The organism is Staphylococcus sp. HMSC36A10 (assembly GCF_001838845.1).
Lineage (GTDB): Bacteria > Bacillota > Bacilli > Staphylococcales > Staphylococcaceae > Staphylococcus > Staphylococcus aureus.
Window position 1 is genome coordinate 1 of record NZ_KV839135.1, and the last position, 18,713, is coordinate 18,713.

The 18,713-nt window shown below is 33.4% G+C and carries 22 protein-coding genes; all 22 read left to right on the forward strand.

Annotated elements, in window-relative coordinates; all coding sequences use genetic code 11:
* Positions 1-352 precede the first annotated feature (352 nt).
* The 22 genes from HMPREF3247_RS13635 to HMPREF3247_RS13755 all read left to right on the forward strand — a co-directional run bounded on the left by HMPREF3247_RS13635 (position 353) and on the right by HMPREF3247_RS13755 (position 18,465).
* Positions 353-1,690: an aminotransferase class V-fold PLP-dependent enzyme gene (locus HMPREF3247_RS13635; protein ID WP_000812832.1), complete on the forward strand. Its 1,338-nt coding sequence runs from the start codon at positions 353-355 to the stop codon at positions 1,688-1,690.
* A gap of 1 nt (position 1,691) precedes the next feature.
* A complete protein-coding gene (tmk, locus tag HMPREF3247_RS13640; protein ID WP_001272126.1) occupies positions 1,692-2,309 on the forward strand; it encodes a dTMP kinase in 618 nt (205 codons plus the stop codon).
* 27 nt (positions 2,310-2,336) lie between these two features.
* Entirely contained in the window at positions 2,337-2,666 is a 330-nt protein-coding gene (locus HMPREF3247_RS13645; protein WP_000781979.1) for a cyclic-di-AMP receptor, read from the forward strand.
* Between the two features lie 213 nt (positions 2,667-2,879).
* A complete protein-coding gene (locus HMPREF3247_RS13655) occupies positions 2,880-3,806 on the forward strand; it encodes a DNA polymerase III subunit delta' C-terminal domain-containing protein (RefSeq protein WP_000344319.1) in 927 nt (308 codons plus the stop codon).
* A complete protein-coding gene (locus HMPREF3247_RS13660) occupies positions 3,807-4,610 on the forward strand; it encodes a PSP1 domain-containing protein (RefSeq protein ID WP_001134193.1) in 804 nt (267 codons plus the stop codon).
* 16 nt (positions 4,611-4,626) lie between these two features.
* Positions 4,627-4,974, forward strand: a complete 348-nt coding sequence (gene yabA, locus HMPREF3247_RS13665; protein WP_000375686.1) for a DNA replication initiation control protein YabA — start codon at positions 4,627-4,629, stop codon at positions 4,972-4,974.
* Between the two features lie 273 nt (positions 4,975-5,247).
* Positions 5,248-5,973 (forward strand): tRNA1(Val) (adenine(37)-N6)-methyltransferase, encoded by a 726-nt coding sequence (locus tag HMPREF3247_RS13670; protein ID WP_000910696.1) that lies wholly within the window; start codon positions 5,248-5,250, stop codon positions 5,971-5,973.
* Positions 5,966-6,214 carry a GIY-YIG nuclease family protein gene (locus HMPREF3247_RS13675; RefSeq protein ID WP_000377064.1) on the forward strand — a complete coding sequence of 83 codons (249 nt, stop codon included), beginning with the start codon at positions 5,966-5,968 and terminating at the stop codon, positions 6,212-6,214. The genes HMPREF3247_RS13670 and HMPREF3247_RS13675 overlap by 8 nt, the downstream gene beginning before the upstream one ends.
* A 1-nt stretch (position 6,215) precedes the next feature.
* Positions 6,216-7,055: a 16S rRNA (cytidine(1402)-2'-O)-methyltransferase gene (gene rsmI / locus HMPREF3247_RS13680; protein ID WP_000279917.1), complete on the forward strand. Its 840-nt coding sequence runs from the start codon at positions 6,216-6,218 to the stop codon at positions 7,053-7,055.
* Between the two features lie 284 nt (positions 7,056-7,339).
* Complete coding sequence (gene metG, locus HMPREF3247_RS13690; protein WP_001051129.1) at positions 7,340-9,313, forward strand: methionine--tRNA ligase; 1,974 nt, start codon at positions 7,340-7,342, stop codon at positions 9,311-9,313.
* Positions 9,314-9,343: 30 nt separating this feature from the next.
* Positions 9,344-10,117: a TatD family hydrolase gene (locus HMPREF3247_RS13695; RefSeq protein ID WP_000904312.1), complete on the forward strand. Its 774-nt coding sequence runs from the start codon at positions 9,344-9,346 to the stop codon at positions 10,115-10,117.
* A 166-nt stretch (positions 10,118-10,283) separates the two neighbouring features.
* Positions 10,284-10,820 carry a ribonuclease M5 gene (rnmV, locus tag HMPREF3247_RS13700; RefSeq protein WP_000700080.1) on the forward strand — a complete coding sequence of 179 codons (537 nt, stop codon included), beginning with the start codon at positions 10,284-10,286 and terminating at the stop codon, positions 10,818-10,820.
* Positions 10,821-10,830: 10 nt separating this feature from the next.
* Positions 10,831-11,724 carry a 16S rRNA (adenine(1518)-N(6)/adenine(1519)-N(6))-dimethyltransferase RsmA gene (rsmA, locus tag HMPREF3247_RS13705; protein ID WP_000886500.1) on the forward strand — a complete coding sequence of 298 codons (894 nt, stop codon included), beginning with the start codon at positions 10,831-10,833 and terminating at the stop codon, positions 11,722-11,724.
* A gap of 99 nt (positions 11,725-11,823) precedes the next feature.
* Positions 11,824-12,087 carry a biofilm formation stimulator Veg gene (veg, locus tag HMPREF3247_RS13710; RefSeq protein ID WP_001126662.1) on the forward strand — a complete coding sequence of 88 codons (264 nt, stop codon included), beginning with the start codon at positions 11,824-11,826 and terminating at the stop codon, positions 12,085-12,087.
* A 309-nt stretch (positions 12,088-12,396) separates the two neighbouring features.
* The gene (ispE, locus tag HMPREF3247_RS13715) at positions 12,397-13,245 is read left to right on the forward strand and encodes a 4-(cytidine 5'-diphospho)-2-C-methyl-D-erythritol kinase (protein WP_000638871.1); all 849 of its coding nucleotides are present in this window, start codon (positions 12,397-12,399) and stop codon (positions 13,243-13,245) included.
* 13 nt (positions 13,246-13,258) lie between these two features.
* Positions 13,259-14,083, forward strand: coding sequence for a pur operon repressor (gene purR / locus HMPREF3247_RS13720; protein WP_001269643.1), 825 nt, complete (start codon positions 13,259-13,261; stop codon positions 14,081-14,083).
* A 16-nt stretch (positions 14,084-14,099) separates the two neighbouring features.
* Positions 14,100-14,480: a RidA family protein gene (locus HMPREF3247_RS13725; RefSeq protein WP_000691768.1), complete on the forward strand. Its 381-nt coding sequence runs from the start codon at positions 14,100-14,102 to the stop codon at positions 14,478-14,480.
* 71 nt (positions 14,481-14,551) lie between these two features.
* Complete coding sequence (gene spoVG / locus HMPREF3247_RS13730; RefSeq protein ID WP_000868999.1) at positions 14,552-14,854, forward strand: septation regulator SpoVG; 303 nt, start codon at positions 14,552-14,554, stop codon at positions 14,852-14,854.
* Positions 14,855-15,043: 189 nt separating this feature from the next.
* Complete coding sequence (locus tag HMPREF3247_RS13735; RefSeq protein ID WP_001789654.1) at positions 15,044-15,175, forward strand: hypothetical protein; 132 nt, start codon at positions 15,044-15,046, stop codon at positions 15,173-15,175.
* A gap of 22 nt (positions 15,176-15,197) precedes the next feature.
* A complete protein-coding gene (gene glmU / locus HMPREF3247_RS13740) occupies positions 15,198-16,550 on the forward strand; it encodes a bifunctional UDP-N-acetylglucosamine diphosphorylase/glucosamine-1-phosphate N-acetyltransferase GlmU (protein WP_001252529.1) in 1,353 nt (450 codons plus the stop codon).
* 146 nt (positions 16,551-16,696) lie between these two features.
* On the forward strand, positions 16,697-17,662 hold the full coding sequence (locus tag HMPREF3247_RS13745) for a ribose-phosphate diphosphokinase (protein ID WP_000933774.1): 966 nt from the start codon (positions 16,697-16,699) through the stop codon (positions 17,660-17,662).
* 149 nt (positions 17,663-17,811) lie between these two features.
* A complete protein-coding gene (locus HMPREF3247_RS13755) occupies positions 17,812-18,465 on the forward strand; it encodes a 50S ribosomal protein L25/general stress protein Ctc (RefSeq protein ID WP_000157650.1) in 654 nt (217 codons plus the stop codon).
* Positions 18,466-18,713: the final 248 nt, after the last annotated feature.

Genomic DNA, 18,713 nt, shown 5'->3' on the forward strand with positions numbered 1-18,713 from the left:
CCAGGCAAAAATGGATGCGATGAGCCGCATTGAGTTTTGGAAATGATAATTTAATAATGTGCACTTTTGATTGTTTAAATCTGTGACTAGAAGTATAAGTGAAGACATTCAGAAGTATTATAAAAAGTGAACAGCAGTAAGATAGTTTTTAATCATAAATCATCTTACTGCTGTTTTTAGGTTTTATGTCTAATATTTTTTAAATCGAAATACAAAAAGGAAATTAATTATTATACAATAGACAAGCTATTGCATAAGTAACACTAACTTTTGTCAAAGAAGTGTTACTATATAATTAATACTTTTGAAAGTAACTAATTCCAAAACAGTGTAAATAAAGGAAGCGTATATCATGAAGCAACCTATTTTAAATAAATTAGAAAGTTTAAATCAAGAAGAAGCGATTTCTTTGCATGTTCCGGGTCATAAAAATATGACTATCGGTCATTTATCTCAATTATCAATGACAATGGATAAAACTGAAATACCTGGATTAGATGATTTACATCATCCTGAAGAAGTCATTTTGGAAAGTATGAAGCAGGTGGAGAAACATTCAGATTATGATGCTTATTTCTTAGTGAATGGCACCACTTCAGGAATATTATCTGTCATCCAGTCTTTTTCACAGAAAAAAGGCGATATCTTAATGGCAAGAAATGTACATAAATCTGTATTACATGCGCTCGATATTAGCCAACAAGAAGGGCATTTTATTGAAACGCATCAAAGTCCGTTAACGAATCATTATAATAAAGTTAATTTAAGCCGTTTGAATAATGACGGTCACAAACTTGCTGTGTTGACTTATCCTAACTATTACGGTGAAACATTTAATGTAGAAGAGGTTATCAAATCTTTGCACCAATTAAATATTCCTGTACTCATTGACGAAGCACACGGCGCGCACTTTGGATTGCAAGGATTTCCAGATTCTACATTAAATTATCAAGCTGACTATGTTGTTCAATCTTTTCATAAAACGTTACCAGCTTTAACGATGGGCTCGGTACTTTATATTCATAAAAATGCACCTTATAGAGAAACTATTATAGAATATCTAAGCTACTTCCAAACATCTAGTCCTTCGTATTTGATTATGGCTAGTTTAGAGTCAGCTGCCGAGTTCTATAAAACATATGATAGTACCGTGTTTTTTGATAAGAGAGCGCAATTAATCGAATGTTTGGAGAAGAAGGGTTTTGAAATGCTTCAAGTTGATGATCCGTTGAAGTTGCTGATAAAATATGAAGGTTTTACAGGTCATGATATTCAAAATTGGTTTATGAATGCACATATCTATTTAGAATTAGCGGACGACTATCAAGCATTAGCGATATTGCCGTTATGGCATCATGATGATACGTATTTATTTGATTCGCTTTTACGTAAAATTGAAGATATGATTTTACCGAAAAAATCAGTTTCTAAAGTTAAACAAACACAACTTTTAACAACTGAAGGTAACTATAAACCAAAACGCTTTGAATATGTTACTTGGTGTGATTTGAAAAAGGCAAAAGGTAAAGTTCTGGCGCGACATATTGTCCCGTATCCGCCAGGGATTCCTATTATTTTCAAAGGAGAAACAATAACTGAAAATATGATAGAATTGGTAAATGAATATCTGGAAACTGGAATGATAGTTGAAGGAATTAAAAATAATAAAATTTTAGTTGAGGATGAATAAAATGTCAGCTTTTATAACTTTTGAGGGCCCAGAAGGCTCTGGAAAAACAACTGTAATTAATGAAGTTTACCATAGATTAGTAAAAGATTATGATGTCATTATGACTAGAGAACCAGGTGGTGTTCCTACTGGTGAAGAAATACGTAAAATTGTATTAGAAGGCAATGATATGGACATTAGAACTGAAGCAATGTTATTTGCTGCATCTAGAAGAGAACATCTTGTATTAAAGGTCATACCAGCTTTAAAAGAAGGTAAGGTTGTGTTGTGTGATCGCTATATCGATAGTTCATTAGCTTATCAAGGTTATGCTAGAGGGATTGGCGTTGAAGAAGTAAGAGCATTAAACGAATTTGCAATAAATGGATTATATCCAGACTTGACGATTTATTTAAATGTTAGTGCTGAAGTAGGTCGCGAACGTATTATTAAAAATTCAAGAGATCAAAATAGATTAGATCAAGAAGATTTAAAGTTTCACGAAAAAGTAATTGAAGGTTACCAAGAAATCATTCATAATGAATCACAACGGTTCAAAAGCGTTAATGCAGATCAACCTCTTGAAAATGTTGTTGAAGACACGTATCAAACTATCATCAAATATTTAGAAAAGATATGATATAATTGTTAGAAGAGGTGTTATAAAATGAAAATGATTATAGCGATCGTACAAGATCAAGATAGTCAGGAACTTGCAGATCAACTTGTTAAAAATAACTTTAGAGCAACAAAATTGGCAACAACAGGTGGGTTTTTAAGAGCGGGTAATACAACATTCTTATGTGGTGTCAATGATGACCGTGTAGATGAAATATTGTCTGTGATTAATCAAACGTGTGGTAATAGAGAACAGTTGGTTTCACCTATTACACCTATGGGAGGCAGTGCGGATTCGTACATTCCATATCCAGTTGAAGTTGAAGTTGGCGGTGCTACTGTATTTGTTATGCCAGTTGATGCATTCCATCAATTTTAATTCTATAATACAATCATCAATTAGAGATACTTAAAATAGTGTATTAATAAGTTATTAACAATTTTGGGTTGCTTGACTGCGACTAGTTCAGATGCCAATAGATTTGATTTTTGTGGTTCTAAAAATAATCACAAATCATGGTCGCTATTGTTGCAGTAATTAGTTGCTCTTTGGCAACCTTTTTATATAAAAGCAAAAGGGAGTTTGTAATGAATGGATGAACAGCAACAATTGACGAATGCATATCATTTAAATAAATTATCGCATGCCTATTTATTTGAAGGTGATGATGCACAAACGATGAAACAAGTTGCGATTAATTTTGCAAAGCTTATTTTATGTCAAACAGATAGTCAATGTGAAACAAAGGTTAGTACATATAATCATCCAGACTTTATGTATATATCAACAACTGAGAATGCAATTAAGAAAGAACAAGTTGAACAACTTGTGCGTCATATGAATCAACTTCCTATAGAAAGCACAAATAAAGTGTACATCATTGAAGACTTTGAAAAGTTAACTGTTCAAGGGGAAAACAGTATCTTGAAATTTCTTGAAGAACCACCGGACAATACGATTGCTATTTTATTGTCTACAAAACCTGAGCAAATTTTAGACACAATCCATTCAAGGTGTCAGCATGTATATTTCAAGCCTATTGATAAAGAAAAGTTTATAAATAGATTAGTTGAACAAGACATGTCTAAGCCAGTAGCTGAAATGATTAGTACTTATACTACGCAAATAGATAATGCAATGGCTTTAAATGAAGAATTTGATTTATTAGCATTAAGGAAATCAGTTATACGTTGGTGTGAATTGTTGCTTACTAATAAGCCAATGGCACTTATAGGTATTATTGATTTATTGAAACAGGCTAAAAATAAAAAACTGCAATCTTTAACTATTGCAGCTGTGAATGGTTTCTTCGAAGATATCATACATACAAAGGTAAATGTAGAGGATAAACAAATATATAGTGATTTAAAAAATGATATTGATCAATATGCGCAAAAGTTGTCGTTTAATCAATTAATTTTGATGTTTGATCAACTGACGGAAGCACATAAGAAATTGAATCAAAATGTAAATCCAACGCTTGTATTTGAACAAATCGTAATTAAGGGTGTGAGTTAGATGCCAAATGTAATAGGTGTTCAGTTTCAAAAAGCGGGAAAATTAGAATATTATACACCTAATGATATACAAGTAGATATAGATGACTGGGTAGTTGTCGAATCTAAAAGAGGCATAGAGATAGGTATTGTTAAAAATCCATTAATGGATATTGCTGAAGAGGATGTTGTGTTACCTCTTAAAAATATTATTCGCGTTGCTGATGACAAAGATATTGATAAATTTAATTGTAATGAACGAGATGCTGAAAATGCATTAATACTATGTAAAGACATTGTAAGAGAACAAGGTTTGGACATGCGTTTAGTCAATTGCGAATATACATTAGATAAATCGAAAGTTATTTTTAATTTTACGGCGGATGATCGTATTGATTTTAGAAAATTAGTAAAAATATTAGCGCAACATTTAAAAACACGTATCGAGTTGAGACAAATTGGTGTAAGGGATGAAGCCAAATTGCTTGGCGGTATCGGACCTTGTGGTAGGTCGTTATGTTGTTCTACATTTTTAGGGGATTTTGAACCAGTATCGATTAAGATGGCTAAGGATCAAAATTTATCATTAAATCCAACTAAAATTTCTGGTGCATGTGGTCGTTTGATGTGTTGTTTAAAATATGAAAATGACTATTATGAGGAAGTACGTGCACAATTACCTGATATCGGTGAAGCAATTGAAACGCCTGATGGTAACGGGAAAGTAGTTGCTTTAAATATATTAGACATTTCTATGCAGGTGAAGCTTGAGGGACATGAACAGCCACTTGAATATAAATTAGAAGAAATAGAAACTATGCATTAAGGAGGCATTATTACATTTGGATCGCAATGAAATATTTGAAAAAATAATGCGTTTAGAAATGAATGTCAATCAACTTTCAAAGGAAACTTCAGAATTAAAGGCACTTGCAGTTGAATTAGTAGAAGAAAATGTAGCGCTTCAACTTGAAAATGATAATTTGAAAAAGGTGTTGGGCAATGATGAACCAACTACTATTGATACTGCGAATTCAAAACCAGCAAAAGCTGTGAAAAAGCCATTACCAAGTAAAGATAATTTGGCTATATTGTATGGAGAAGGATTTCATATTTGTAAAGGCGAATTATTTGGAAAACATCGACATGGTGAAGATTGTCTGTTCTGTTTAGAAGTTTTAAGTGATTAATCAAGCACTCTCAAATAGTGTTATAATTATAAATGAATATGGTTTGGATAAGTCTGAGACAATGCATGTTTCAGGCTTTAATTGTGTATAAAGTTTTGGTGATTGCATAAGAGATAGCGGTACTAAATGTTATTATTAAGTGTGCGCGCAGTATCATTAGTTATAAAATGTAGCTGTTAAAAGTCAAAAATACATCGAATGTAGATAGGCATATAATATAAAAAGAGATTTCAATTACTCAATAGAAAAAGGTTGTCTTCATAGGAGTTAAAAATGTTAAAAGAGAATGAACGATTTGATCAACTAATCAAAGAAAATTTTAGTATTATTCAAAATGATGATGTTTTTTCGTTTTCAACGGATGCTTTGTTGTTAGGGCATTTTACAAAACCTAGAACAAAAGATATTGTATTGGACTTATGTTCAGGCAATGGGGTGATACCCTTGTTATTGTTTGCGAAACATCCACGACATATAGAAGGTGTTGAGATTCAAAAAACACTTGTCGATATGGCGCGACGCACATTTCAATTCAATGATGTTGATGAATATTTAACAATGCATCACATGGATTTGAAAAACGTTACTAAAGTATTTAAACCTTCACAATATACTTTAGTAACGTGTAATCCGCCTTATTTTAAAGAGAATCAGCAACACCAACATCAAAAAGAAGCACATAAGATAGCGAGACATGAGATTATGTGTACACTTGAAGATTGCATGATTGCAGCCCGTCATTTATTAAAAGAAGGTGGCAGGCTAAATATGGTACATCGTGCAGATAGACTAATGGATGTCTTGTTTGAAATGAGAAAAGTGAATATTGAACCTAAGAAAGTCGTTTTTATATATAGTAAAGTAGGGAAATCGGCACAAACGATAGTTGTAGAAGGTCGAAAAGGTGGAAATCAAGGTTTAGAAATCATGCCCCCATTTTATATTTATAATGAAGATGGTAATTATAGCGAAGAAATGAAGGAAGTATATTATGGATAGTCATTTTGTATATATTGTAAAATGTAGTGATGGAAGTTTATATACAGGATACGCTAAAGACGTTAATGCACGTGTTGAAAAACATAACCGAGGTCAAGGAGCCAAATATACGAAAGTAAGACGTCCGGTGCATTTAGTTTATCAAGAAATGTATGAGACAAAGTCTGAAGCATTGAAGCGTGAATATGAAATTAAAACTTATACCAGACAAAAGAAATTGCGATTAATTAAGGAGCGATAGTATGGCTGTATTATATTTAGTGGGCACACCAATTGGTAATTTAGCAGATATTACTTATAGAGCAGTTGATGTATTGAAACGTGTTGATATGATTGCTTGTGAAGACACTAGAGTAACTAGTAAGCTGTGTAAACATTATGATATTCCAACTCCATTAAAGTCATATCACGAACATAACAAGGATAAGCAGACTGCTTTTATCATTGAACAGTTAGAATTAGGTCTTGACGTTGCGCTCGTATCTGATGCTGGATTGCCCTTAATTAGTGATCCTGGATACGAATTAGTAGTGGCAGCCAGAGAAGCTAATATTAAAGTAGAGACTGTGCCTGGACCTAATGCTGGGCTGACGGCTTTGATGGCTAGTGGATTACCTTCATATGTATATACATTTTTAGGATTTTTGCCACGAAAAGAGAAAGAAAAAAGTGCTGTATTAGAGCAACGTATGCATGAAAATAGCACATTAATTATATACGAATCACCGCATCGTGTGACAGATACATTAAAAACAATTGCAAAGATAGATGCAACACGACAAGTATCACTAGGGCGTGAATTAACTAAGAAGTTCGAACAAATTGTAACTGATGATGTAACACAATTACAAGCATTGATTCAGCAAGGCGATGTACCATTGAAAGGCGAATTCGTTATCTTAATTGAAGGTGCTAAAGCGAACAATGAGATATCGTGGTTTGATGATTTATCTATCAATGAGCATGTTGATCATTATATTCAAACTTCACAGATGAAACCAAAACAAGCTATTAAAAAAGTTGCTGAAGAACGACAACTTAAAACGAATGAAGTATATAATATTTATCATCAAATAAGTTAATCACTTTATCGATTATATGAAATTTTAAACGATTTTATAAACGCAAGCTGTAATTTTAAATGGTAAGTTATCATTTTGCATTGATACTGATAAAATGATGTTGACTATGATAAAAAAATGATGACATCGACGTTTTTTAATGTAAAATAAATACATTGAAAGTAATAAATACCTTAACATTGAATAAGATGAAAATGAGATGACGAGATAAATGTTCGCGTCCGTTGAAATGCATAGAAATCTTAGATATTATTTGAAGTGAGACATTACGAGGAGGAACAGTTATGGCTAAAGAAACATTTTATATAACAACCCCAATATACTATCCTAGTGGGAATTTACATATAGGACATGCATATTCTACAGTGGCTGGAGATGTTATTGCAAGATATAAGAGAATGCAAGGATATGATGTTCGTTATTTGACTGGAACGGATGAACACGGTCAAAAAATTCAAGAAAAAGCTCAAAAAGCTGGTAAGACAGAAATTGAATATTTGGATGAGATGATTGCTGGAATTAAACAATTGTGGGCTAAGCTTGAAATTTCAAATGATGATTTTATCAGAACAACTGAAGAACGTCATAAACATGTCGTTGAGCAAGTGTTTGAACGTTTATTAAAGCAAGGTGATATCTATTTAGGTGAATATGAAGGTTGGTATTCTGTTCCGGATGAAACATACTATACAGAGTCACAATTAGTAGACCCACAATACGAAAACGGTAAAATTATTGGTGGCAAAAGTCCAGATTCTGGACACGAAGTTGAACTAGTTAAAGAAGAAAGTTATTTCTTTAATATTAGTAAATATACAGACCGTTTATTAGAGTTCTATGACCAAAATCCAGATTTTATACAACCACCATCAAGAAAAAATGAAATGATTAACAACTTCATTAAACCAGGACTTGCTGATTTAGCTGTTTCTCGTACATCATTTAACTGGGGTGTCCATGTTCCGTCTAATCCAAAACATGTTGTTTATGTTTGGATTGATGCGTTAGTTAACTATATTTCAGCATTAGGCTATTTATCAGATGATGAGTCACTATTTAACAAATACTGGCCAGCAGATATTCATTTAATGGCTAAGGAAATTGTGCGATTCCACTCAATTATTTGGCCTATTTTATTGATGGCATTAGACTTACCGTTACCTAAAAAAGTCTTTGCACATGGTTGGATTTTGATGAAAGATGGAAAAATGAGTAAATCTAAAGGTAATGTTGTAGACCCTAATATTTTAATTGATCGCTATGGTTTAGATGCTACACGTTATTATCTAATGCGTGAATTACCATTTGGTTCAGATGGCGTATTTACACCTGAAGCATTTGTTGAGCGTACAAATTTCGATCTAGCAAATGACTTAGGTAACTTAGTAAACCGTACGATTTCTATGGTTAATAAGTACTTTGATGGCGAATTACCAGCGTATCAAGGTCCACTTCATGAATTAGATGAAGAAATGGAAGCTATGGCTTTAGAAACAGTGAAAAGCTACACTGAAAGCATGGAAAGTTTGCAATTTTCTGTGGCATTATCTACGGTATGGAAGTTTATAAGTAGAACGAATAAGTATATTGACGAAACAACGCCTTGGGTATTAGCTAAGGACGATAGCCAAAAAGATATGTTAGGCAATGTAATGGCTCACTTAGTTGAAAATATTCGTTATGCAGCTGTATTATTACGTCCATTCTTAACACATGCGCCGAAAGAGATTTTTGAACAATTGAACATAAACAATCCTCAATTTATGGAATTTAGTAGTTTAGAGCAATATGGTGTGCTTACTGAGTCAATTATGGTTACTGGGCAACCTAAACCTATTTTCCCAAGATTGGATAGCGAAGCGGAAATTGCATATATCAAAGAATCAATGCAACCGCCTGCTACTGAAGAGGAAAAAGAAGAGATTCCTAGCAAACCTCAAATTGATATTAAAGACTTTGATAAAGTTGAAATTAAGGCAGCAACGATTATTGATGCTGAACATGTTAAGAAGTCAGATAAGCTTTTAAAAATTCAAGTAGACTTAGATTCTGAACAAAGACAAATTGTATCAGGAATTGCCAAATTCTATACACCAGATGATATTATTGGTAAAAAAGTAGCAGTTGTTACTAACCTGAAACCAGCTAAATTAATGGGACAAAAATCTGAAGGTATGATATTATCTGCTGAAAAAGATGGTGTATTAACCTTAGTAAGTTTACCAAGTGCAATTCCAAATGGTGCAGTGATTAAATAACTGTATTTTTAAAAATTAGGAGAGATAATTATGTTAATCGATACACATGTCCATTTAAATGATGAGCAATACGATGATGATTTGAGTGAAGTGATTACACGTGCTAGAGAAGCAGGTGTTGATCGTATGTTTGTAGTTGGTTTTAACAAATCGACAATTGAACGCGCGATGAAATTAATCGATGAGTATGATTTTTTATATGGCATTATCGGTTGGCATCCAGTTGACGCAATTGATTTTACAGAAGAACACTTGGAATGGATTGAATCTTTAGCTCAGCATCCAAAAGTGATTGGTATTGGTGAAATGGGATTAGATTATCACTGGGATAAATCTCCTGCAGATGTTCAAAAGGAAGTTTTTAGAAAGCAAATTGCTTTAGCTAAGCGTTTGAAGTTACCAATTATCATTCATAACCGTGAAGCAACTCAAGACTGTATCGATATCTTATTGGAGGAGCATGCTGAAGAGGTAGGCGGGATTATGCATAGCTTTAGTGGTTCTCCAGAAATTGCAGATATTGTAACTAATAAGCTGAATTTTTATATTTCATTAGGAGGACCTGTGACATTTAAAAATGCTAAACAGCCTAAAGAAGTTGCTAAGCATGTGTCAATGGAGCGTTTGCTAGTTGAAACCGATGCACCGTATCTTTCGCCACATCCGTATAGAGGGAAGCGAAATGAACCGGCGAGAGTAACTTTAGTAGCTGAACAAATTGCTGAATTAAAAGGCTTATCTTATGAAGAAGTGTGCGAACAAACAACTAAAAATGCAGAGAAATTGTTTAATTTAAATTCATAAAGTTAAAAGTGAGAAAGATCACCGCCATAAATGTAAACGATGCTATATTCGTTTAATATGCTATGGTTCTTTCTCACTTTTTTAAATTAAAATATCGTGCATGTGCAATACGTACGATAGAGATGGTTAGAGCTTTGAAATTAAGAATTGTAGGAAGGCGTTTTAAATGAAAATCAATGAGTTTATAGTTGTAGAAGGACGAGATGATACTGAGCGTGTTAAACGAGCTGTTGAATGTGATACGATTGAAACGAATGGTAGTGCCATCAACGAACAAACTTTAGAAGTAATTAGAAATGCTCAACAAAGTCGAGGCGTTATTGTATTAACAGATCCAGATTTCCCAGGAGATAAAATTAGAAGTACAATTACTGAACATGTCAAAGGTGTTAAACATGCGTATATTGATAGAGAAAAAGCTAAAAATAAAAAAGGGAAAATTGGTGTTGAACATGCCGACTTAATTGATATTAAAGAAGCGTTAATGCATGTTAGTTCACCCTTTGATGAAGCTTATGAATCAATTGATAAATCTGTGCTTATAGAGTTGGGGTTAATTGTTGGGAAAGATGCAAGGCGCCGTAGAGAAATTTTAAGTAGAAAATTGCGAATCGGCCATTCCAATGGTAAGCAGTTATTGAAAAAGTTAAATGCATTTGGTTATACCGAAGCGGATGTAAGGCAAGCTTTAGAAGATGAATGAGGAAGTGAAAATGTTGGATAATAAAGATATTGCAACACCATCAAGAACGCGAGCGTTGTTAGATAAATATGGCTTTAATTTTAAAAAAAGTTTAGGACAGAACTTTTTGATAGATGTGAATATCATTAATAATATCATTGATGCAAGTGATATTGATGCACAAACTGGGGTGATTGAAATTGGTCCAGGTATGGGGTCGTTGACAGAACAATTGGCCAGACATGCTAAAAGAGTATTGGCATTTGAAATTGATCAACGTTTAATACCTGTATTAAATGATACACTATCACCTTATGATAATGTGACGGTGATTAATGAAGATATTTTAAAAGCGAATATTAAAGAAGCTGTTGAAAATCATTTACAAGATTGTGAAAAAATAATGGTTGTTGCAAACCTGCCGTACTATATTACGACGCCAATTTTATTAAATTTGATGCAACAAGATATACCAATTGATGGCTACGTGGTGATGATGCAAAAAGAAGTGGGCGAACGCTTAAATGCTGAAGTAGGTTCAAAAGCATATGGTTCATTATCAATTGTCGTACAATACTATACAGAGACTAGTAAAGTATTAACGGTACCTAAATCTGTATTTATGCCACCACCTAATGTTGATTCAATAGTTGTAAAACTGATGCAGAGAACTGAACCGTTAGTAACAGTAGATAACGAGGAAGCATTCTTTAAGTTAGCAAAAGCAGCATTTGCACAAAGAAGAAAGACAATTAACAATAACTATCAAAATTATTTTAAAGATGGTAAACAACACAAAGAAGTGATTTTACAATGGTTGGAACAAGCAGGTATTGATCCAAGACGTCGCGGTGAAACGCTATCTATTCAAGATTTTGCTAAATTGTATGAAGAAAAGAAAAAATTCCCTCAATTAGAAAATTAAATGATTGACAAAGCAAAGCACTATTGTTAAAATTTAAATTTTGTTTGACGAAAACGCTGCAAATATGGTATTATGTAACTTGTAGCGAGGTGGAGCAATATGCCAAAATCAATTTTGGACATCAAAAATTCTATTGATTGTCATTTAGGAAATCGTATTGTACTGAAAGCCAATGGAGGCCGTAAGAAAACAATAAAACGTTCTGGAATTTTAAAAGAAACATATCCGTCAGTTTTCATTGTTGAGTTAGATCAAGACAAACACAACTTTGAGAGAGTATCTTATACATACACTGATGTGTTAACTGAAAATGTTCAAGTTTCATTTGAAGAGGATAATCATCACGAATCAATTGCACACTAAATAAGACATATAGAGATGTTAGACGTTTCTTAGTATAAGAAGTAAATATTATGATAATTATTTGAGTGTTGGGCATTATGTTCAATACTCTTTTTATTTACAAAATGTTTAACACTGATGTTTCGCTTATAGATTTTTCAGTAAATGGATAATTGTATTTATAAACACAAATACAAGTAAATACTAAGTAATTAGATGGAGAAAATTACTTTTTTATTAAAAAAACACTAAAAAACAAATTAAAATGTCAAATATTAATTCTCTTTATGTTAAAATCATCATATTAAGATAACGAAAAGAGGGCGGAAAATGATATATGAAACGGCACCAGCCAAAATTAATTTTACGCTCGATACACTTTTTAAAAGAAATGATGGCTATCATGAGATTGAAATGATAATGACAACAGTTGATTTAAATGATCGTTTAACTTTTCATAAAAGAAAAGATCGAAAGATAGTTGTTGAGATTGAACATAATTATGTGCCTTCTAATCATAAAAATCTCGCATATCGTGCAGCGCAACTATTTATTGAGCAATATCAACTAAAGCAAGGTGTAACAATTTCTATCGATAAAGAAATACCTGTTTCTGCTGGCTTAGCTGGAGGTTCGGCTGATGCAGCAGCAACGTTAAGAGGATTGAATCGACTTTTTGATATAGGGGCGAGTTTGGAAGAATTGGCTCTACTAGGCAGTAAAATTGGGACAGATATTCCGTTTTGTATTTATAATAAAACTGCACTATGTACTGGAAGAGGAGAGAAAATCGAGTTTTTAAATAAACCACCTTCAGCTTGGGTGATTCTTGCTAAACCAAACTTAGGCATATCATCACCAGATATATTTAAGTTGATCAATTTAGATAAGCGTTACGACGTACATACGAAAATGTGTTATGAGGCCTTAGAAAATCGAGATTATCAACAATTATGTCAAAGTTTGTCTAATCGATTAGAGCCAATTTCTGTTTCAAAACACCCACAAATCGATAAATTAAGAAATAATATGTTGAAAAGTGGTGCAGATGGTGCGTTAATGAGTGGAAGCGGACCGACTGTGTATGGGCTAGCACGAAAAGAAAGCCAAGCAAAAAATATTTATAATGCAGTTAACGGTTGTTGTAATGAAGTGTACTTAGTTAGACTATTAGGATAGAAGGGTTGAAAAGATGAGATATAAACGAAGCGAGAGAATTGTTTTTATGACGCAATATTTGATGAACCATCCGAATAAATTGATTCCATTAACTTTTTTTGTGAAAAAATTTAAACAGGCGAAGTCTTCAATAAGTGAAGATGTCCAAATTATAAAAAATACATTCCAAAAAGAAAAGTTAGGTACAGTAATTACTACTGCTGGCGCAAGTGGTGGTGTCACGTATAAACCAATGATGAGTAAAGAAGAGGCGACTGAAGTTGTTAATGAGGTCATTACTCTATTAGAAGAGAAAGAACGTTTGTTACCTGGCGGATATTTATTTTTATCAGATTTGGTAGGTAATCCATCGCTACTAAACAAAGTTGGTAAGTTAATTGCCAGTATTTACATGGAAGAAAAATTAGATGCTGTTGTTACCATTGCGACAAAAGGTATTTCATTGGCAAATGCGGTTGCTAATATTTTAAATTTACCAGTAGTAGTGATTAGAAAAGACAACAAGGTGACTGAAGGTTCTACAGTTTCAATTAATTACGTTTCAGGATCTTCAAGAAAAATAGAGACGATGGTACTTTCGAAGAGAACTTTAGCAGAAAATTCAAATGTTTTAGTTGTCGATGATTTTATGAGGGCTGGTGGCTCTATTAATGGTGTTATGAATTTAATGAATGAGTTTAAAGCCCATGTAAAAGGGGTATCAGTACTTGTAGAATCAAAAGAAGTTAAACAAAGATTGATTGAAGATTATACTTCCTTAGTGAAATTATCTGATGTAGATGAATATAATCAAGAGTTTAACGTAGAACCTGGCAACAGTTTATCTAAGTTTTCATAAAAGGAGTTTTAGTATTATGAAAATCATTAACACAACAAGATTACCGGAAGCACTTGGACCATATTCGCATGCAACAGTTGTGAATGGTATGGTTTATACTTCTGGTCAGATTCCATTGAATGTTGATGGACATATCGTAAGCGCTGATGTTCAAGCACAGACAAAACAAGTTTTAGAAAATTTAAAGGTTGTTTTGGAAGAAGCAGGATCTGATTTGAATTCTGTTGCGAAAGCGACCATTTTCATTAAAGATATGAATGATTTCCAAAAAATAAATGAAGTGTATGGTCAATATTTTAATGAACACAAGCCAGCGCGTAGTTGTGTAGAGGTTGCGCGTTTGCCAAAAGATGTGAAAGTAGAAATTGAATTAGTAAGTAAAATTAAGGAATTATAATTTTCGATTAATATGTTTAATCAAGCTTCTAAATAAAACAGAGAGATATATACTATAGGGGGGCTCACTACATGAAAGTGACAGATGTAAGACTTAGAAAAATACAAACAGATGGACGAATGAAAGCACTCGTTTCCATTACATTAGATGAAGCTTTCGTAATTCATGATTTACGTGTAATTGAAGGAAACTCTGGCTTGTTCGTTGCAATGCCAAGTAAACGTACACCAGATGGTGAATTCCGCGACATCGCGCATCCTATTAATTCAGATATGAGACAAGAAATTCAAGATGCAGTGATGAAAGTATATGATGAAACAGATGAAGTAGTACCAGATAAAAACGCTACATCAGAAGATTCAGAAGAAGCTTAATCAATTTTATATTTAGCGATGTAATACATTTGCAATAAGTTGATTTGATACTGTCGATAAAGCATAAAGCTTTGTCGGCAGTTTTTTTAGTTTGTATTAATGTTTTTTTATTTTTAATGAAAGGCTAATAAATATATACGTTAACAGATTATGATGATATGAAAATTATTGATTCATTGCTGATAAAAATTGCGTTTGAATGATGCTCGTATTTTTGAAGTAAGAAAAAAGTTGTTTTTAAAATTACAACGAATTAAAAACAATGCCTTTTATATGTTGAAAGAGTATTGCAGATTAAATTATAATAATGACGAAGTGTAAAATTTAATGGGGGTTAATGTTCATGCGAAGACACGCGATAATTTTGGCAGCAGGTAAAGGCACAAGAATGAAATCTAAAAAGTATAAAGTGCTACACGAGGTTGCTGGGAAACCTATGGTCGAACATGTATTGGAAAGTGTGAAAGGCTCTGGTGTCGATCAAGTTGTAACCATCGTAGGACATGGTGCTGAAAGTGTAAAAGGACATTTAGGCGAGCGTTCTTTATACAGTTTTCAAGAGGAACAACTCGGTACTGCGCATGCAGTGCAAATGGCGAAATCACACTTAGAAGACAAGGAAGGTACGACAATCGTTGTATGTGGTGACACACCGCTCATCACAAAGGAAACATTAGAAACATTGATTGCGCATCACGAGGATGCTAATGCTCAAGCAACTGTATTATCTGCATCGATTCAACAACCATATGGATACGGAAGAATCGTTCGAAATGCGTCAGGTCGTTTAGAACGCATAGTTGAAGAGAAAGATGCAACGCAAGCTGAAAAGGATATTAATGAAATTAGTTCAGGTATTTTTGCGTTTAATAATAAAACGTTGTTTGAAAAATTAACACAAGTGAAAAATGATAATGCGCAAGGTGAATATTACCTCCCTGATGTATTGTCGTTAATTTTAAATGATGGCGGCATCGTAGAAGTCTATCGTACCAATGATGTTGAAGAAATCATGGGTGTAAATGATCGTGTAATGCTTAGTCAGGCTGAGAAGGCGATGCAACGTCGTACGAATCATTATCACATGCTAAATGGTGTGACAATCATCGATCCTGACAGCACTTATATTGGTCCAGACGTTACAATTGGTAGTGATACAGTCATTGAACCAGGCGTACGAATTAATGGTCGTACAGAAATTGGCGAAGATGTTGTTATTGGTCAGTACTCTGAAATTAACAATAGTACGATTGAAAATGGTGCATGTATTCAACAGTCTGTTGTTAATGATGCTAGCGTAGGAGCGAATACTAAGGTCGGACCGTTTGCGCAATTGAGACCAGGCGCGCAATTAGGTGCAGATGTTAAGGTTGGAAATTTTGTAGAAATTAAAAAAGCAGATCTTAAAGATGGTGCCAAGGTTTCACATTTAAGTTATATTGGCGATGCTGTAATTGGCGAACGTACTAATATTGGTTGCGGAACGATTACAGTTAACTATGATGGTGAAAATAAATTTAAAACTATCGTCGGCAAAGATTCATTTGTAGGTTGCAATGTTAATTTAGTAGCACCTGTAACAATTGGTGATGATGTATTGGTGGCAGCTGGTTCCACAATCACAGATGACGTACCAAATGACAGTTTAGCTGTGGCAAGAGCAAGACAAACAACAAAAGAAGGATATAGGAAATGATCATTTACGTATTTAAAATGGCTAGGATAAAAGGATAATCCTATGTAATATTAATGTAATCTTTATGATTTAATGATTCGCATAGTAATGGAGTTACATTTTATATATAATAGTAATTGCGTAAGTAAATAATTGGAGGACTATAAATGTTAAATAATGAATATAAGAATTCGTCATTAAAGATTTTTTCATTGAAAGGAAACGAAGCATTAGCGCAAGAAGTTGCTGACCAAGTAGGAATTGAACTAGGTAAATGTTCAGTTAAACGTTTTAGTGATGGAGAAATTCAAATTAATATCGAAGAGAGTATTCGTGGTTGTGACGTATTTATTATTCAACCAACATCATATCCTGTGAATCTACATTTAATGGAATTATTAATTATGATTGATGCTTGTAAACGTGCTTCTGCAGCAACAATCAATATTGTAGTGCCATATTATGGATATGCAAGACAAGATAGAAAAGCCCGTAGCCGTGAGCCAATCACTGCTAAATTAGTTGCAAACTTAATCGAAACAGCTGGCGCAACTCGTATGATTGCGTTAGACTTACATGCACCACAAATTCAAGGATTCTTTGATATTCCAATTGACCACTTAATGGGTGTGCCAATTCTTGCTAAACATTTCAAAGATGATCCGAATATTAACCCAGAAGAATGTGTCGTTGTTTCACCAGACCATGGCGGTGTTACACGTGCACGTAAATTAGCTGACATTTTAAAAACTCCAATTGCAATTATAGATAAACGTCGTCCTAGACCAAATGTTGCTGAAGTGATGAACATTGTTGGTGAGATTGAAGGACGTACGGCAATTATTATTGACGATATTATTGATACAGCAGGTACAATCACTTTAGCTGCACAAGCATTAAAAGATAAAGGTGCTAAAGAAGTATATGCTTGTTGTACACACCCTGTTTTATCAGGACCGGCTAAAGAACGTATCGAAAATTCTGCTATAAAAGAATTAATCGTAACAAACTCAATTCATTTAGATGAAGATCGCAAACCATCTAACACTAAAGAATTATCTGTTGCTGGTTTAATCGCACAAGCTATCATTCGTGTATACGAAAGAGAATCAGTTAGCGTATTATTTGACTAATATTTAAAAGGCGTTTGACGAACATATTCCAAACGTGTATAATAGTTTCGTTCGTGATTATACGAATAAATAAACACTTGCAAGCAACGATGATGTTGATGGGTAAGTGAGGTGCTCGTTTTGAGCAAAAATGAAAGGTGGAAATGAGAATGGCTTCATTAAAGTCAATCATCCGTCAAGGTAAACAAACACGTTCAGATCTTAAACAATTAAGAAAATCTGGTAAAGTACCAGCAGTAGTATACGGTTACGGTACTAAAAACGTGTCAGTTAAAGTTGATGAAGTAGAATTCATCAAAGTTATCCGTGAAGTAGGTCGTAACGGTGTTATCGAATTAGGCGTTGGTTCTAAAACTATCAAAGTTATGGTTGCAGACTACCAATTCGATCCACTTAAAAACCAAATTACTCACATTGACTTCTTAGCAATCAATATGAGTGAAGAACGTACTGTTGAAGTACCAGTTCAATTAGTTGGTGAAGCAGTAGGCGCTAAAGAAGGCGGCGTAGTTGAACAACCATTATTCAACTTAGAAGTAACTGCTACTCCAGACAATATTCCAGAAGCAATCGAAGTAGACATTACTGAATTAAACATTAACGACAGCTTAACTGTTGCTGATGTTAAAGTAACTGGCGACTTCAAAATCGAAAACGATTCAGCTGAATCAGTAGTAACAGTAGTTGCTCCAACTGAAGAACCAACTGAAGAAGAAATCGAAGCTATGGAAGGCGAACAACAAACTGAAGAACCAGAAGTTGTTGGCGAAAGCAAAGAAGACGAAGAAAAAACTGAAGAGTAATTTTAATCTGTTACATTAAAGTTTTTATACTTTGTTTAACAAGCACTGTGCTTATTTTAATATAAGCATGGTGCTTTTTGTGTTATTATAAAGCTTAATTAAACTTTATTACTTTGTACTAAAGTTTAATTAATTTTAGTGAGTAAAAGACATTAAACTCAACAATGATACATCATAAAAATTTTAATGTACTCGATTTTAAAATACATACTTACTAAGCTAAAGAATAATGATAATTGATGGCAATG

Excerpts from the sequence above, each read along its gene's own strand:
- HMPREF3247_RS13635 (WP_000812832.1), top strand. The coding sequence starts at position 353 with ATGAAGCAACCTATTTTAAATAAATTAGAAAGTTTAAATCAAGAAGAA.
- tmk (WP_001272126.1), top strand. The coding sequence starts at position 1,692 with ATGTCAGCTTTTATAACTTTTGAGGGCCCAGAAGGCTCTGGAAAAACA.
- HMPREF3247_RS13645 (WP_000781979.1), top strand. The coding sequence starts at position 2,337 with ATGAAAATGATTATAGCGATCGTACAAGATCAAGATAGTCAGGAACTT.
- HMPREF3247_RS13655 (WP_000344319.1), top strand. The coding sequence starts at position 2,880 with ATGGATGAACAGCAACAATTGACGAATGCATATCATTTAAATAAATTA.
- HMPREF3247_RS13660 (WP_001134193.1), top strand. The coding sequence starts at position 3,807 with ATGCCAAATGTAATAGGTGTTCAGTTTCAAAAAGCGGGAAAATTAGAA.
- HMPREF3247_RS13670 (WP_000910696.1), top strand. The coding sequence starts at position 5,248 with ATGTTAAAAGAGAATGAACGATTTGATCAACTAATCAAAGAAAATTTT.
- HMPREF3247_RS13675 (WP_000377064.1), top strand. The coding sequence starts at position 5,966 with ATGGATAGTCATTTTGTATATATTGTAAAATGTAGTGATGGAAGTTTA.
- rsmI (WP_000279917.1), top strand. The coding sequence starts at position 6,216 with ATGGCTGTATTATATTTAGTGGGCACACCAATTGGTAATTTAGCAGAT.
- metG (WP_001051129.1), top strand. The coding sequence starts at position 7,340 with ATGGCTAAAGAAACATTTTATATAACAACCCCAATATACTATCCTAGT.
- HMPREF3247_RS13695 (WP_000904312.1), top strand. The coding sequence starts at position 9,344 with ATGTTAATCGATACACATGTCCATTTAAATGATGAGCAATACGATGAT.
- rnmV (WP_000700080.1), top strand. The coding sequence starts at position 10,284 with ATGAAAATCAATGAGTTTATAGTTGTAGAAGGACGAGATGATACTGAG.
- rsmA (WP_000886500.1), top strand. The coding sequence starts at position 10,831 with ATGTTGGATAATAAAGATATTGCAACACCATCAAGAACGCGAGCGTTG.
- veg (WP_001126662.1), top strand. The coding sequence starts at position 11,824 with ATGCCAAAATCAATTTTGGACATCAAAAATTCTATTGATTGTCATTTA.
- ispE (WP_000638871.1), top strand. The coding sequence starts at position 12,397 with ATGATATATGAAACGGCACCAGCCAAAATTAATTTTACGCTCGATACA.
- purR (WP_001269643.1), top strand. The coding sequence starts at position 13,259 with ATGAGATATAAACGAAGCGAGAGAATTGTTTTTATGACGCAATATTTG.
- HMPREF3247_RS13725 (WP_000691768.1), top strand. The coding sequence starts at position 14,100 with ATGAAAATCATTAACACAACAAGATTACCGGAAGCACTTGGACCATAT.
- spoVG (WP_000868999.1), top strand. The coding sequence starts at position 14,552 with ATGAAAGTGACAGATGTAAGACTTAGAAAAATACAAACAGATGGACGA.
- glmU (WP_001252529.1), top strand. The coding sequence starts at position 15,198 with ATGCGAAGACACGCGATAATTTTGGCAGCAGGTAAAGGCACAAGAATG.
- HMPREF3247_RS13745 (WP_000933774.1), top strand. The coding sequence starts at position 16,697 with ATGTTAAATAATGAATATAAGAATTCGTCATTAAAGATTTTTTCATTG.
- HMPREF3247_RS13755 (WP_000157650.1), top strand. The coding sequence starts at position 17,812 with ATGGCTTCATTAAAGTCAATCATCCGTCAAGGTAAACAAACACGTTCA.